The 13,542-nt window shown below is 64.0% G+C and carries 18 protein-coding genes and 1 tRNA gene; 6 read left to right on the top strand and 13 right to left on the bottom strand.

All coding sequences use genetic code 11. From position 1 onward, the window contains the following. The first annotated feature begins 9 nt into the window (after nt 1–9). On the top strand, nt 10–573 hold the full coding sequence (locus tag C2R22_RS25275; RefSeq protein WP_162562556.1) for a hypothetical protein: 564 nt from the start codon (nt 10–12) through the stop codon (nt 571–573). A gap of 24 nt (nt 574–597) precedes the next feature. Here C2R22_RS25275 and C2R22_RS25270 read toward each other — a convergent pair whose 3' ends face one another. Next, on the bottom strand, nt 598–1,398 hold the full coding sequence (locus C2R22_RS25270) for a hypothetical protein (protein ID WP_162562555.1): 801 nt from the start codon (nt 1,396–1,398) through the stop codon (nt 598–600). A 730-nt stretch (nt 1,399–2,128) separates the two neighbouring features. On the opposite strand from C2R22_RS25270, the gene C2R22_RS17540 reads away from it, so the two are divergent. Continuing rightward, a tRNA-Gly gene (locus C2R22_RS17540) sits at nt 2,129–2,199 on the top strand. A 339-nt stretch (nt 2,200–2,538) separates the two neighbouring features. Continuing rightward, a complete protein-coding gene (locus tag C2R22_RS17535) occupies nt 2,539–3,261 on the top strand; it encodes a TIGR00266 family protein (protein WP_103426908.1) in 723 nt (240 codons plus the stop codon). A gap of 54 nt (nt 3,262–3,315) precedes the next feature. On the opposite strand, the gene C2R22_RS17530 is transcribed toward C2R22_RS17535, so the two are convergent. Beyond that, the gene (locus tag C2R22_RS17530) at nt 3,316–3,936 is read right to left on the bottom strand and encodes a metal-dependent hydrolase (protein ID WP_173862813.1); all 621 of its coding nucleotides are present in this window, start codon (nt 3,934–3,936) and stop codon (nt 3,316–3,318) included. Between the two features lie 115 nt (nt 3,937–4,051). Between C2R22_RS17530 and C2R22_RS17525 the strand changes: the two genes are divergently transcribed. Together C2R22_RS17525 and C2R22_RS17520 are read left to right on the top strand one after the other, a co-directional pair. Then, nucleotides 4,052–4,720: a potassium channel family protein gene (locus tag C2R22_RS17525; protein ID WP_103426907.1), complete on the top strand. Its 669-nt coding sequence runs from the start codon at nt 4,052–4,054 to the stop codon at nt 4,718–4,720. A gap of 363 nt (nt 4,721–5,083) precedes the next feature. Next, nucleotides 5,084–5,686 carry a DUF7384 family protein gene (locus C2R22_RS17520; RefSeq protein ID WP_173862812.1) on the top strand — a complete coding sequence of 201 codons (603 nt, stop codon included), beginning with the start codon at nt 5,084–5,086 and terminating at the stop codon, nt 5,684–5,686. Between the two features lie 72 nt (nt 5,687–5,758). Here C2R22_RS17520 and C2R22_RS17515 read toward each other — a convergent pair whose 3' ends face one another. From C2R22_RS17515 to C2R22_RS17470, 10 genes are all read right to left on the bottom strand, one after another. Then, nucleotides 5,759–6,394, bottom strand: a complete 636-nt coding sequence (locus tag C2R22_RS17515) for a non-canonical purine NTP pyrophosphatase (RefSeq protein WP_103426906.1) — start codon at nt 6,392–6,394, stop codon at nt 5,759–5,761. A gap of 61 nt (nt 6,395–6,455) precedes the next feature. Continuing rightward, a complete protein-coding gene (locus C2R22_RS17510) occupies nt 6,456–6,728 on the bottom strand; it encodes a DUF5808 domain-containing protein (RefSeq protein ID WP_103426905.1) in 273 nt (90 codons plus the stop codon). A 49-nt stretch (nt 6,729–6,777) separates the two neighbouring features. After that, entirely contained in the window at nt 6,778–6,981 is a 204-nt protein-coding gene (locus C2R22_RS17505) for a hypothetical protein (protein ID WP_103426904.1), read from the bottom strand. A 201-nt stretch (nt 6,982–7,182) separates the two neighbouring features. Beyond that, nucleotides 7,183–8,784, bottom strand: a complete 1,602-nt coding sequence (locus C2R22_RS17500) for a bifunctional N(6)-L-threonylcarbamoyladenine synthase/serine/threonine protein kinase (protein ID WP_103426903.1) — start codon at nt 8,782–8,784, stop codon at nt 7,183–7,185. A gap of 12 nt (nt 8,785–8,796) precedes the next feature. Further along, nucleotides 8,797–9,111: a 30S ribosomal protein S24e gene (locus C2R22_RS17495; protein WP_103426902.1), complete on the bottom strand. Its 315-nt coding sequence runs from the start codon at nt 9,109–9,111 to the stop codon at nt 8,797–8,799. 99 nt (nt 9,112–9,210) lie between these two features. Next, nucleotides 9,211–9,771, bottom strand: coding sequence for a GTP-dependent dephospho-CoA kinase family protein (locus C2R22_RS17490; protein WP_103426901.1), 561 nt, complete (start codon nt 9,769–9,771; stop codon nt 9,211–9,213). A 23-nt stretch (nt 9,772–9,794) separates the two neighbouring features. Continuing rightward, on the bottom strand, nt 9,795–9,992 hold the full coding sequence (spt4, locus tag C2R22_RS17485; protein WP_103426900.1) for a transcription elongation factor subunit Spt4: 198 nt from the start codon (nt 9,990–9,992) through the stop codon (nt 9,795–9,797). Then, nucleotides 9,992–10,561 (bottom strand): DNA-directed RNA polymerase, encoded by a 570-nt coding sequence (locus tag C2R22_RS17480; RefSeq protein ID WP_103426899.1) that lies wholly within the window; start codon nt 10,559–10,561, stop codon nt 9,992–9,994. Before C2R22_RS17480 ends, spt4 begins: the two co-directional genes overlap by 1 nt. A 17-nt stretch (nt 10,562–10,578) precedes the next feature. Next, a complete protein-coding gene (locus C2R22_RS17475; RefSeq protein WP_103427735.1) occupies nt 10,579–10,956 on the bottom strand; it encodes a PIN domain-containing protein in 378 nt (125 codons plus the stop codon). 15 nt (nt 10,957–10,971) lie between these two features. Further along, nucleotides 10,972–12,204 carry a translation initiation factor IF-2 subunit gamma gene (locus C2R22_RS17470; protein WP_394342370.1) on the bottom strand — a complete coding sequence of 411 codons (1,233 nt, stop codon included), beginning with the start codon at nt 12,202–12,204 and terminating at the stop codon, nt 10,972–10,974. Between the two features lie 180 nt (nt 12,205–12,384). On the opposite strand from C2R22_RS17470, the gene C2R22_RS17465 reads away from it, so the two are divergent. Next, nucleotides 12,385–13,344, top strand: a complete 960-nt coding sequence (locus C2R22_RS17465) for a DUF5787 family protein (protein WP_103426898.1) — start codon at nt 12,385–12,387, stop codon at nt 13,342–13,344. An 8-nt stretch (nt 13,345–13,352) separates the two neighbouring features. Here C2R22_RS17465 and C2R22_RS25675 read toward each other — a convergent pair whose 3' ends face one another. Continuing rightward, a complete protein-coding gene (locus tag C2R22_RS25675) occupies nt 13,353–13,529 on the bottom strand; it encodes a hypothetical protein (RefSeq protein ID WP_173862811.1) in 177 nt (58 codons plus the stop codon). Nucleotides 13,530–13,542 lie beyond the last annotated feature (13 nt).

Genomic DNA, 13,542 nt, shown 5'->3' with positions numbered 1-13,542 from the left:
GTCAAGCCGATGGTTGAAAATACGGCTTTTTCGATACTAATCCCTCTTCTCGCTCTTATCGTGATTGAGCTTGCAAAGGTAGCACGAGAAATAGACCTTGTTGAAGTAGCACAAGAAGAGAGACTGCCTCTGAAAATCCTCACCTACGGAGGCCTACTTGACCCTCGCGTAAGTCGTCCAAGCCTCGGCAGGTTCAATTTGCTACATTTTGCCAATACCCTCATACTCGCCTTCGGAATACATCTTGCAAGTTTCTTCTTTGACGGAGACATGAAGTGGCTTCTTGCTGTCCCTCTCTGGGTTGTTCTTCTCTTACTACCACTTCTCGAAGTAGACGAATATGGAGACGTACTACAGGTTGAGAATCCTATCACATCGTTTCGGAGTCATTTCGTCCTAACAGCCGTGTACGTCTCTGTTTTCTTGATTACCGAGAATAGGTGGATATTCTTCATAACTGCCTTTGCATCAGTGTGGATATTCAACTATCGACTAAGTGAAGAATTGCCTGATAATGTTGGTGAGGAACAACGAACGACCCAATCAAGAATAACGGAGTATGAGACAGAGTAGTTGAAAGGCATGCCTCAAGCTGTATCAGTCGCTTGGCTGAGGGTCAACGTCGTTATAGAGAAGTGCAAGTAGAATAATTACGGCCCAGAGATACGGAACCGCCATCGTGATTGACGTTTTTGTAAAATATGGTACGTTGAATTGAGTGGCGTAAAAGAACACAACATACACGGGTAGGGTGAATAAGATAATAAACGCGCCAACGGTGAATGTACTAACAAACCAGCCTCTGAGGACGACTCCGTAATTTTTCGTTGGTAGTAGATTATGTGACCACAGTGAATACATCACTTTGTAAACTGAAACCACACAAATCCCATAAATGAACCAGATTGGTTCAACTAAACTATTGAAAATAAACCAATTCACTGTCTGGTTAATCATGTCTCTGAAATAGAAGGCAGCTCCAAAGTAAACAACTGACGACGAACTCAGAGGTAAGATAACCGATAAGGAATAGTTGATTCCTGAAATGGATTGTTCAATCAGTGAGCCACTCGGGTCCGAGATTCCTGAGAGTCGTATATTCATGACAACGACCGAAAGCGCAATGAATGGGAGTCCACCGAAGATTAGCAGAGTAGCAACTTGCGTATACGTACTATCTAATTCAATTCCCAACTGGTAACCGACAAGCATGCCACCGACCAAAATTAAAATGATTCCTGTGAAGAGAATTTGAACTTCAATAGGTATTTCACGGCCAGAACTGAGTCCGTCAATACCACCGTGAACTCGGACTAATAAATCGATAAGAATTGCTAACGCAGGTGTGATGAGTCCTACAAACTGGATTAATTGCAAAAGCGTTGACTGTTCCACCATTTGACTTTTCTGTGACACTCCTGACGTTTTAAACTTCGGTACGTACGTAGGGTTTTTATCCACGCTCAGTGCAGTGGAACGTACGTGTCAAAGAAGCCTAATTTTGCTACCCCCGTTAGTAATACATTCATTCTTGATTATTACTGTGGCACATCTATGAGCGTCGTGTGCAGCCGTAGAGAGCTTCCTTGAAGGAATACGTACAATCACCTTCGAACAACACGGACGGCGTTAGAACGGACGAGAAGGGCATTAGAATCGAATAGCTGTTTCCGAGGTATGAGGGTAGTACACGAGTATGAATCAATGGGTACTCATGCGGCCATAAACTTACTTATCGCCCATAGAGTACCCACACAAAATCGCATGACTGCGACGACTTGACTACTATCATAGCAATCTATTGTCAATAATACAAGCAACTATTGCCGCATAGAACCGTGTAGTGATAGGACTGTAGACAGTCATTGTATCGGTACGGTTCTGAGTAAGAGTATAGTAGTATAATATATGCGCGTCTAATGATATTTCTGGCAATTTCTGTAGTTGCGACGAGAAGGGGGCGTCGTATCTATGACCCTACGTTGAATCTCACATGGCTACAGGCCAACGAACCTGCAGTATATAAGTCGGTGTACGCTCTATGTGGATGCAGAAGGCAGAAAGCTACAGACGGAACACTCGTATTCCGCTGAGTTAAAGTAGTAAGGCCTGTTCGCACACACTGCACGCGCCGTTGGTCCAGTGGTAGGACAGTGGCTTCCCAAGCCACTAGCCCGGGTTCAATTCCCGGACGGCGCATGCCTGCGACGAACGAACGTGACGAGCGGCATCGCCGCCGAGGGAATCGAATCAGAGAGTGGAGCGAACGAAGTGGGCGGAACGACCGTGGTTCAATTCCCGGACGGCGCATCTCTACCGAAATCACGACCGGGAGCGACTTCCATACGCTCGCAGCCGTGCCGCAGTTCTGAACGAAAACGTTACTCTCTCAGTCGCGCGCAGCGACGGACGAGCGGATGTCCCCACACCGTGCTAAGCCGTGGACGTGGTGTTCTGCCGCACGTGAACCCTAGTTTTCACGGAATTGATATTCATCGCGTAAGTACATTAAAATGATATCTAATCGATATACGCACTGTGCAACACCACATCGAGAAGGGGCCGAGTTACGCGGTCCTCCAGACGACGATGGAACGGGGCGACCGACTCATGGCGGAGACGGGGGCGATGATCAGTCGGAGCGAGAGCGTCCGTGCCGACGCCGAGGTCGGTGGGGGAGAGGGCATCGGTGGGATGATCAAGTCGGCAGTGAGTTCGAGCAAGGACCTGGTGGAGAACGTTTTCGAAGCTGGCGCGGACGGCGCCGAACTCACGTTGGCCCCCGACCACCCTGGCGACGTGTTCGCCGTCGACGTGGGGCAGGACGGCCCGATAAAGGTCAACTCGGGGTCGACACTCGCGTGGGAACCGACCGTCGAGCGGTCGAGCGCGTTCAACGACGCCGGGGGGTTCTTCTCGTCGGGAAGCCTCCGCGTCCTCGAACTCTCGGGGACGGGGCAGGCGTTCCTCTCGGCGTACGGGTCGATCATCGAAACCGAGGTAACCGCTGACGACGCGATGGTCGTCGACACCGATCACCTCATCGCGTGGACCGACGGTCTCTCCATCTCCCGTGAACAGGACGGCAGCATCAAATCGACGATGCTCGGCGGCGAGGGAATCGTCTCGAAGTTCTCCGGGCGAGGGAGCGTGTGGATTCAGACCCGCGACCCCGCGGTGTTTCGGGCCGCGGCCGGAGGCGGTACCCAGGGCGGTGACGGCGGCGACGGGCCGACCATCGACCCCAGCGACTTCCTCTGAGAGCTACCGGAGGCGTTCGGGCTACCGGTACGCGCGCTCCGTCCGGCCGACCGATCACCGATACGCGGCGATGAACGACGACACCCGTCCGGGGAGGCGGTCGAACACGTCCTGCGGAATCCGGGGAACCACCCGGTCCGCGAGCGCCACGAGCGGCTTCCGCAGGACGGTGTAGGCCGCCGAGACACCCAGCGCGGCCACGATGGCCGTCTGTGCCGCGCCGTCGAGGACGAGCAGTCCCGGGAGAGCGAACGCGCCACAGAGCGCGAGGTCCTCGGGCGCACCGTCGTACCGGATCCACCGCCGCGGGCGAATCCATCGGCCGCTCGCGTGGTTGTACACCGCCCGCTCGCCCTGACCGAGCCAGGGGCGCGGTTCGAGGCCGCCGCCCGCCGCGTCCATCACGGAGTGGAGCGCGGCCGCGGTGAGAAACAGCGCGAGCGAGAGCGTCAGCGGCGTCGTCACGACGGCGGCGACGACGCCAGCGGCCACGGCAGCGACGCTGTAGTAGACCGGGAAGTGGAGCGTCTTGCGGTGGTCGCCCGTGAGGTCTAAGTCGGGGAAGAAGCCCCCGATGCCCGCGGCTATGAGGGGTAGCCCGCCGGCCTCGGGGACGAACAGCGAGACCCCGACCGCGAGTGCCACGCCCGCGAGGGCGTGGGTCGTTGCCATCATCGTTCCGAGGTTGGGGTTTCGAGGGAAAAACGCTGTCGTGACTCGTGGTATCGTTTCCGTACCACCCCGGTGCGGGGTCCATCCTTTTTAAGTTCGGGGCGGCGTACTCCTGGGTATGCGATTCGTTATCGTCGGGTACGGCCGTGTCGGTGCGCGGACTGCACGCGTCCTCAAAGAGGAGGGTCACGACGTCGTCCTCGTGGAGAACGACGACGGGAAGGTCGAACGCGCCCGCGAGGCGGGGTTCGAGGTCGTCAAGGGCGACGGGTCGAACGAGGCTATCCTCGAACGCGCTGGCATCGCGGACGCCGACGCCATCGGCGGGCTCACCGGTGACCCGAACGTGAACTTCGCGGCCTGTATGATCGGCAAGGAGTACGGCTGTCGAGCGGTTATGCGCATCAGCGAGGACTACCGCGAGGAGATCTACGAGCAGTACGCCGAGGACGTCGACGAGGTCATCTACCCCGAGCGCCTGGGTGCGGCCGGCGCGAAGACCGCTCTCCTCGGCGGGAACTTCAACGCGCTCGGCGACCTCACGGAGCGCCTCCAGCTCTCGACGTTCACCGTCCCCGAGGGCGCCCCGGTCGTCGGACAGCGCGTCTCGGAGGTCGACCTCGGTCCGAAAGCGCGCATCTACGCACACAGCCACGACCGCGAGGAGATGACGATTCCGCTCCCGGGGACGGAGATTCAGGTGGGTGACCAGCTCGCGCTCATCATCGACCTCGACGCCGTCGACGAGGTGAAGACGGCGCTGCTCGGCGACGCCGTCGAAGCCTGACGCGAGACGAGTCGGTGGAGAGAGTGGTGCCCGCCGTCGTGAGACAGCGTCGACGGCGAGCGACCGGGAGATGGAGCGTCGTCGGCACCGAAACCGGTGCCACACACCGTACAGTCGCGGGGTGTGCCGGGCGCGCGGGTGGGAGGATGGGAACTGAGGCCGTAGTGCGCGCCCACCAGATTCCACCGCAGGTGTTCACTTAAATCCGCGTCAGACGAGCGTGTGACTTCGCCCGAAAAAACCGGCCGATGGCACGGTGGTGTCGTCCGATTCGTTCCCGACACGCCGCGGACACAACGGGGAACACGACGCCGCCTCTGGCGAATCGGTAACGCTCTTGTCGTGCCGCGTCTACCCCTCGTCGTGACCCGGACCTGGGAGGAACTCTTCGAGCGCGCGGCGGCGTACGACGTATCCGAAGCCGACGTCCGGACGACGCTCGAAACCGTCCGGAGCGACGAGGACGAGGGGGACGGCGATGGACGGTCCGACGAGCCGACTGCGCCGAGTCCCGCCCGCGTCGTCGCCGACGCCGACGTGCTTGCGGCCGACCTCCTCGTCGGCGGTGACTCGCGTTCGGCGCTCGACCACGTCCGCCGTCACTCGTGGATGACGCTCGTCGCCAGCGACGCGCTGCTCGACGACGCGGCGGCGGTCGTCGCTCGACTCGCGGACGAGACACTCGCGACCGACTGGCGCGAGCGCTGTGCGGCGTGGCGCGAACCCGTCGACCACCCCGCCGCCGACCATCCGGGGCTGGCGTCGGCCTATCGGGGTGGCGCGATGCACCTCCTCTCGTTCGACGAGCGACTCGGGAGCGCCCGCGCCGGTGCGTCGCTCCAGGGACGCGTCCCGCTCAGCGTCCGCTCGCCCCGAGCGTTCGCGACGCTGTTCGACGCCGAGAGCCTCTACCGGGAGGTCGTCGGGGACGACTATCCCGGCCCCGACCGCGGCCCGCGGGAATGACGGGGCTTTCGGGGACGCTTCACGGTCGTTCAGCGAACCACGTCAGACGCGAAGCGCCCGACGAGCCGTCCGTCACTCCGCGGTGCTCCGTTCCGGATACCACTCCGCGAACTTCGCGAGCGCCCGTCCCCGGTGTGAGATGCCGTTCTTCTCGTCGGTACTCATCTCGGCCATCGTCTTCCCGTTGTGCTCGAAGATGGGGTCGTAGCCGAAGCCGCCCTCGCCGCGGGGCTCGACGATGCGTCCGCGAACGATACCCTCGAACAGTTTCACGGGGAGCCCGACGTCTCCCTCGTCGCCGTCGGGACCGGTCGCGGCCGCGACCGTCCGGTCGTCACGGTCGACCGGATCGGGGCTCGCGTCGAACCCCTCGCCGTCGCAGTACGCGAGCGTACACCGGAAGGCGGCGCGGCGGTCCTCCTCGGTCGCGGCGAGTTCGTAGACGCGTTCGATGCCGACCGTCTCTTCGACGTACGACGAGTACGGACCGGGAAAGCCCTCGAGCGAATCGACGAACAACCCGGCGTCGTCGACGAGAACCGGTTCACCGGCGTGGCGGTACGCCTCCCGCGCCCCGCGTGCGGCGATGGGGCCGAGTTCCGGGCTCTGTATCTCCGTGTAGTCGAAGTCGAGCTGGGCGACGTCCGAGCCGAGGTAGTCCGTCGCCTCACGGACCTTCCCGGGGTTCGTGGTGACGTATCTGAGCATATCCGCTCTGACACCCAGCGGGCAAAAGCAGGTTCGATTTCGCGGTCAGGGAGGGAGGGGCTCAGTCGTCGATGATGACCTCGACGGGGTCGTCCTCCATGTCCTCGACGTCGTCTTCGCCCTGTCGTTCGTTCCAGAGGAGCACCGCAACGACCGCGAGGACGACCCACGAGCGCCACGAGGCGAGGTTGATGGTGTAGCCGATGCCGAACGGTTTCTCGACGAGCATTCCCTTACCGGGCTGCCAGTACGACGAGAGGAGGCGGCCGACGCTCGGTCGTTCGAAGTTGTAGGGGACGCCGAAGATGTTTCCGGACTGTGGTTTATCTGCCATACGCCACCGTACGACGGCGTCCGGTAAATGGTTTAGCCTCTCGCTCGCGTCACGAGCGGTCGACCCTCGCCGGTGGCGACGTCGACAGCGCGTCCCCGACGAGTGGGACGATGCCGATGAAAAACGCCGCGAAGACGAGGAGGAGGAGCGGGGTGATCTGTATCCCGACGTCGTACGCGACGGTGAATACGAGCAGCGAGTCGACCACTGCGACGAGGTACGGCCGGAAGAGAGAGCGTCGCGTTGCTGTCATCCGTCCCCGTCTCGGTGGCAGTCGACATCATCGCGTGGGCCGATCCGCCGGCCGCAGATGAGACCGGGGACCGAACGTTCATGACCGATACCGCGGCCACCGGGTCGTATGCGCTGACAGCCACTGCGGGGCGTGCTGCGATGTGGCGGCACGACGCCTCGCAGCCTCGTGTGCCGCCCGTTCGCCCCTCGTCCTCTCCGGCTACTGGTACCGACCGCGGCCCTCGACCGTGCGGAGCCGTTCGACGACGTCCTCGGCCGCCTCGCCGCCGGTGTCGAGATAGCCCGCCAGACACGCGTCGAGCAGCGGTTCGGGCGTCTCCGCCGTTCCTTCGACGCTCTGCCCGAAGACGTGGAGGTCCATCGCGTGGTCCTCGACGTGGCCCGTGTGGAAACCGAGACCGAAGTCGACGAGGAACACCGCCGGCTCACCCGTCTCCTTCGACACGCGTACGTTCCGCGTCGTCGGGTCGCCGTGGACGATACCGGCGTCGTGGAGCGTCGCCAGATGCTCGCCCACCTGTCGCGTCGCTTCGGGCGAGAGCGCCCTGGCGAGGTCGCCCTCGCCCACGCGCTGCAGCGTCAGCATCGACTCCCGGAGGTCGACGTCGTACACGAGCGGCGTCGGCACGCCCACGCGTCGGGCTTCGCTCAACAGTCGCGCCTCGGCGACGGTCCGCTCCCGTCGTAGCCGTTCGTCGAGCCTCGCGTGTCGGTACTCCTTGGGGAGTCGGCGCTTCCTCACCACGTCTCCCTCGGTCGTCACCGTCGCCTCGGCTCCGCGGACCGTCCCCGATTCGGACGGCGCCCGCGCGACCGATTCCTGAGTTCCGCGCCACGACACCGGTACCTCGTCGGGCCGGAAGTTCGGATCGACCGCGGAGTCAGGAATGGAAAGCGTGTCGCCGGCGTCGCACATCTTCGCGCCGAGGACGGCGATCATGCCGGCGTTGTCGCGGAGGAAGCGCGGCTCGGGTGCGTAAAACGAGGCACCGCGCGCCTCGCACATCTCGCGGAGCATCGCCCGAAGCCGTGCGTTCTGACCGACACCACCCCCTAACACGAGTTCGTCGGTGCCCGTCAGTGACAGCGCCCGCTCTGTGACTTCCGTGAGCATCGCGAAGACGGTCTCCTGGAGGCCACAGCAGACGTTCTCGACGGGCTCCCCGTCGTCGTACGCGTCCTTCGCGGCGCTCATGATGCCCGAAAAGGAGAAATCCATCCCCTTGACGACGTAGGGGAGGTCGATGTACTCGCCGTCTCTCGCCCGCGCCTCGACCTTCGGGCCGCCGGGATGTGACCAGCCGACGTGTCGGGTGAACTTGTCGATGGCGTTCCCCACGCCCGTGTCCATCGTCTCTCCCAGCACCCGGTAGCGGCCGTTGTGATAACCCAGGAGGTGAGCGTTCGCGCCGGAGGCGTTCAGACACACCGGCGCGTCGAACCCCGACTGATGGCGGCCGATTTCGAGGTGGGCCACCATGTGGTTGACGCCGACGAGCGGGACATCGAGCGCTCCCGACAGTGCGCGAGCGGCGGTTCCGACGATGCGGAGACAGGGACCGAGGCCGGGTCCGCGCGAGAACGCCACCGCGTCGACGCCGCCCCCACTGCGGGCGTGTTCGAGCGCCGTCTCGACGACGCGCGGGACGGCCTCGCCCATGTGCTCGGCGGCCTCACGCGGGTGAATGCCGCCGCTCTCCGGTTCGTATGGGTCGGACTCGATGAACACCTCGTCCGTCTCGGTGTCGAAGACCGCAGCGCTCGCTGCCCAGGCCGTCCCTTCGATACCGAGAACGCGCACCGGTGACCGAAGTCAGGCCTCTTCGGCCTCGACCTCGGGCTCGTCGCCGCTCGTGATCTTGTTCCGTTCGAGCATGTACTCCTGCTCGACGTCACGGGCGAACGCGGGGCTCTCGTACACCTTCGCGTAGCCGACCGTCTTGCGCATGCCGAACTTCGTGTCGAGCGTGTGGATCACGACCTCGTCGGAGTCTTTGTTCAGTTTCGCGGCGAGACTGTCGCGAACAGAGAGACGAGAGGGGGTCGCTTCCTCGTGGATGACCTCGAAGCGCACGTCAGTTCGGTGTAACATCGGGTTCTCGTCCTCGTCGATGATTTCGATTTCCATGGTCAGTTGCCTCTATTTCGCCCCGAGGCAGGCAAAAGGATTTCGAAGGACGTGACGACGCCGTACGGACAGCGTCCGCGGCGATGCGACCGGTTCGACTCAGTCTTGGTCGTCGGCTCGATTCGCCCTCCCCTCCAGAATCGAAAACGCGGCGTCGACGTCACCCTCGAACCGACCGAGCAGTTCGCGCATCGTCTCGCGCGTCTCGGGTGTGACGCGGATCAGTACCATCCCCGCGTCGGGCTGACCGTAGACGACGCTCGCCCCGTCGGGGGCGGCGACGACGGCCGGGAGCGTCACGAGGTCCTCCTCGCCGTCGACGTCGAGCACCTGTGGGTCGGCCGCGTCGAGCGCCTCGACGAGCGCTCGCAACGTCGACTCCGTGAGTTCGGCGGCGGGGTTCTTTACGCTCGTCCCCGGCGGGAGGTCTTCGAGCGCCGCTGCCGTCTCTTCGGACACCCTCTCCCGTTTGGTCCGCCCGTCGATGACCGACAGCTCCGGGACCCGACCGGCGCGCAGGAGGTGGGCGGTGACCACGTCGCCGACGACGACGAGCGGTTCGTCGGCGGCGGCGTCGTCGAGCAGTTCCGCTGTCTCGGTGTAGACGGGACCGAACGGCTCTTTGAACTCGCTTCGAAGCGCGTCCGGGAGTCGCAGCATCGATGTCGACATCGCGCTCGTGTTCAGCGGACCTTCAGCGCGTACCCGCCGGGTTCGGAGACGTTCATCTCCGCGGCGATCTCGCTCTCTTCGGGGTGGGTGATGTAGACGTAGCCCGCCCAGTCCTCGGTCAGCGAGGAGGAGCCACAGAGGTCACACGTCTGGTTGTCGGGGCCGTTGATGTGGTGACACTCCCGGCAGGCGAGTCGCTTCTTGGCCATCAGTCACCGGCCTCCGCTTCCGACTCCTGCCGCTTGGCCTCCAACCACCCGTGTTTGCCGAGACCGGGCTGTTTCGCCGTGAGACCGATCTTCGAGTCGCGCGGGTTGCGCTCGTCGACGCTCTTCGTCACGATACGCACCCGAACGGAGTCGCCGACGCCGAGCGTCTGGTTCGACTCCGTCGAGGCCAACTGCTGGTTCTCGCCGTCGTACGCGAGATACTCGTTGGATATCTGTGAGACGTGGAGCAGGCCGTCGACGGGACCGATACCGACGAAGGCGCCGAACTCGACGACTTCGACGACGTTGCCGTCGACGACTTCCTGCATCTGTGGGTCGAAGGTGATGGCGTCGAACTCCGCCTCGTAGTAGACGCCCGGTCGGCCGGGGAGCACAGAGCCATCCCCGATGTCGTGTACCTCGATGACGCTGACGACGCTGCCGACGTCCTCGTCCATCCGTCCCTCGAGTTTGTCCTGGAGCAGTCGCTTCACCCGTCCGGGGGTGACGTCCGCCAGGTGGCGGGGCGGCACTTCCACCGTGTCTTTGAGTCGTACCCGTTTGTACATGCGTAGTTTGAGTCCTGTTACGGTTCCGTAATCGCAAGTGTGTTGCGGCCCCGCCGGCTGACGACCGGGACACCCCGGTCGAGCAGTCGCCGGCGGAGGGGGCTGTCGTTGGTGACGACGTAGTCGCTTCCGTCCGAGAGTTCGACGACGGCGTCGTCCGCGTACGACGCCGTCGTGTCGACGGTTCGACACCGGTCTGCGAGGTCACGACCGACGCTCGCGGCGACGGCCTCCTCGCTTCCCCCCGACGAGAGCTTCTCCAGCTCGTCGACGACGGCGCGCGGCACCACCAGGTCGAGCGTCCCCTCCTCGACGCTCCCGCCGAGCAGACGGGCGAGTTCGTCGAAGACGCGGACGTCACATTCGACCGGCATCATGAGCGCGTTGGTGTCCATCACGACCGTCGTCACTTACTGTAGGGTTCCGATTCCGATGAGGCGCCAGCGCGCACCGACGCGTCGGTTGATGGCGATCTTCGCCCCCGACTCGGCACACACCGGTCGCTTGAGGTTCACCTCACACTCGCCGTCGCGGGCGCTCGTCACCGCGCCGACCGTGGTCGCCGTCCCGACGGTGAGCATGAGCGGTTCGCCCGTGGAGATGTCCTCGACGTTCCCCTCCTCCGCGCCGACGACGCGGTCGAGGAGGTCGACGCTCATGACGAACGACTCCCGCGTCGGCGGGAGCGTCCCCGGCGCGCCGGCCACCTGTCCGGCGAGCGCGTCACCCTTCGTCAGCGACGGGTCCAGCCCCGTTCCGACGCCGAGCAGTCCGCCCGGACCGGCCCGTTCGAGCTGCGTGCCGCCGGCCTGCAGCGAGCGCACCGTCGTCTCGATGGGCCGCCACTCGGACTGCCCACCCTCTTCGACCTCGCGGCCGGGACGGAGTTCCAGGTCGTCGTCGACTTCCAGTTCCCCCTCGACGAGACTCCCGCCGACGACGCCGCCGGTGAGGCCGTCCCACGTCGTGCCCGGGCGGTTGATGTCGAAACTGCGGGCGACGAACATCCGCGGGTCCACCGACGCGTCGCGCTCCGGCGTGGGTATCTCCCGCTCGATGGCGTCGATCAGGAGGTCCATGTTGATCTCCTGCTGGGCGCTGATGGGGACGATGGGGGCGTCCTCCGCCACCGTGCCCTCGACGAACTCCTGGATCTGTCCGTAGTTCTCGACCGCGCGGTCCCTGTCCACGAGGTCGATCTTGTTCTGGGCGATGACGATGTTCTCGATGCCGATGATGTCGAGCGCCATCAGGTGCTCTTCCGTCTGCGCCTGGGGGACGTTCTCCGTCGCGGAGACGACGAGGACGGCACCGTCCATCAGCGCCGCCCCCGAGAGCATCGTCGCCATCAGCGTCTCGTGGCCCGGCGCGTCGACGAACGACACCGTCCGCAAGACCTCGCTCTTCGACCCGTCAGGGCACTCCTCTTCCACGGTGTAACAGTCGGGCGCGTCGACGCCAGGGCACTCGCGGAACGTCGCGTCCGCGTACCCCAGTCGGATGGAGATGCCGCGCTTCATCTCCTCCGAGTGCTGGTCGGTCCACGAGCCAGACAGAGCCTGGACCAGCGTCGTCTTCCCGTGGTCGACGTGGCCGACGAGTCCGATGTTCACCTCCGGTTGCTGTGTTGTGTCTGTCACCATTGACCTCCTGAGAGTAATCTTGGGGAAGTTTCGCCCCGAACGACTGATAAATGTGCTGTTCTCGCCCTCTCCGTGGGGTGACGTACCGCGGTCGTCGACCACGGCCGTGAGGGCCAGCCTCGACCGGCGTGTGGTCCTCCGGCCGGTGTGGTTTTGTCCGCTCCGCACTCACTCTCACCCGTGCGGGAGTACGCCTTCGAACTCGCGCTGTGTGTCCACCTCGAAGCGACGACCGAGTGGGTCGTCGCCCGTCAGTTAGGGGGAAGCGTCGCCCATCCGGGCGGCCGCATCGTCGACGTCGTCGGCGTCGTCCCCGGCGCGGGGTTCGACCGCCGCGCCGCCATCACCGCCGAGACCATCCCGCCGCTCGCGCTCGAAAGCGACGTCGGCGTCGGCGCCGCCGTGCGACCGGAGCGCGCCTTCCACTGTTCCTCGCAGGTCGCCCGGCGGGTCGCCGACCGCGCAGTGGAACTCGGCTTCTTCGAGGCCGAACACCGCGGCGGGCACCGCCGCGTCCGCCGCGCCGTCCGCTACCCCGACGACTGGTTCGCCGAACTGGTCGCCGTCGAGAACAAGCCGGACCTCGGGTCGCCGGGCGACCTCGAATCGCAGCTCAGAACCGACGCGAGCCTCGGACTGTTCGACCGGGTGGTGCTCGCGACGGAGAGTTACGTGACCCGCGCTCACCTCAACCGCATACCCGACGCGGTCGGTGTGTGGCGGTTCGACCCCGACGAGAGGGAGACCGAAGTCGTCCGCGAACCGGAACCGCTCTCGCCGACGGCTACCGGCGTGGAACCCGTCGACTCCCACCCGCTCCGGACCGATGTCGCGTTCGTCTCCCCCGAGGAGAAAGCCCGCGTCAGGCGTCGGGTGGCGGAGCGCGCCTACGGCAAGGGGTGGCGACCCGAACCGCCGGGCTGTGTCCACGGTGCGGTGACCGCGGACGGGCGACCGTACTGCGAGCAGTTCGCACGGGTCGTCGACCCCGGCGCCGACTGTGGCGAGGGGTGTTCGGCGTTCGCGGCGGCCGACCCTCCCGCCGTCGACCGCCGCGCTCTCCGGGACGCACGGACGCCGTGGGTCGCCGACCCCGAGGGCGTCGCCCGGACACAGAGCGGGCTCGACCGGTTCTCCTGAGCGCGAACTCACTCGCGGCTGTACAGGTAGCCCACCGCCGAAACGACGCCGAACGCGAGGACGAACAGCGCCCCCTGCAGGAAGTCCGGCTCCGACCCCGTCGCCACGGCGAAGACCAGCCAGACGACGCCACCGACGACGGCGCTCGGAACGGCGGCACGGAGTGTATCGAAGACGTCGGGCATCGGTGTCGTGTCC

Origin of the sequence: Salinigranum rubrum, assembly GCF_002906575.1 — an archaeon.
In the GTDB taxonomy this organism is placed as follows: domain Archaea; phylum Halobacteriota; class Halobacteria; order Halobacteriales; family Haloferacaceae; genus Salinigranum; species Salinigranum rubrum.
The sequence above is the reverse complement of the archived record's forward strand: the minus strand, read 5'-3'. Positions and strand labels throughout refer to the sequence as shown.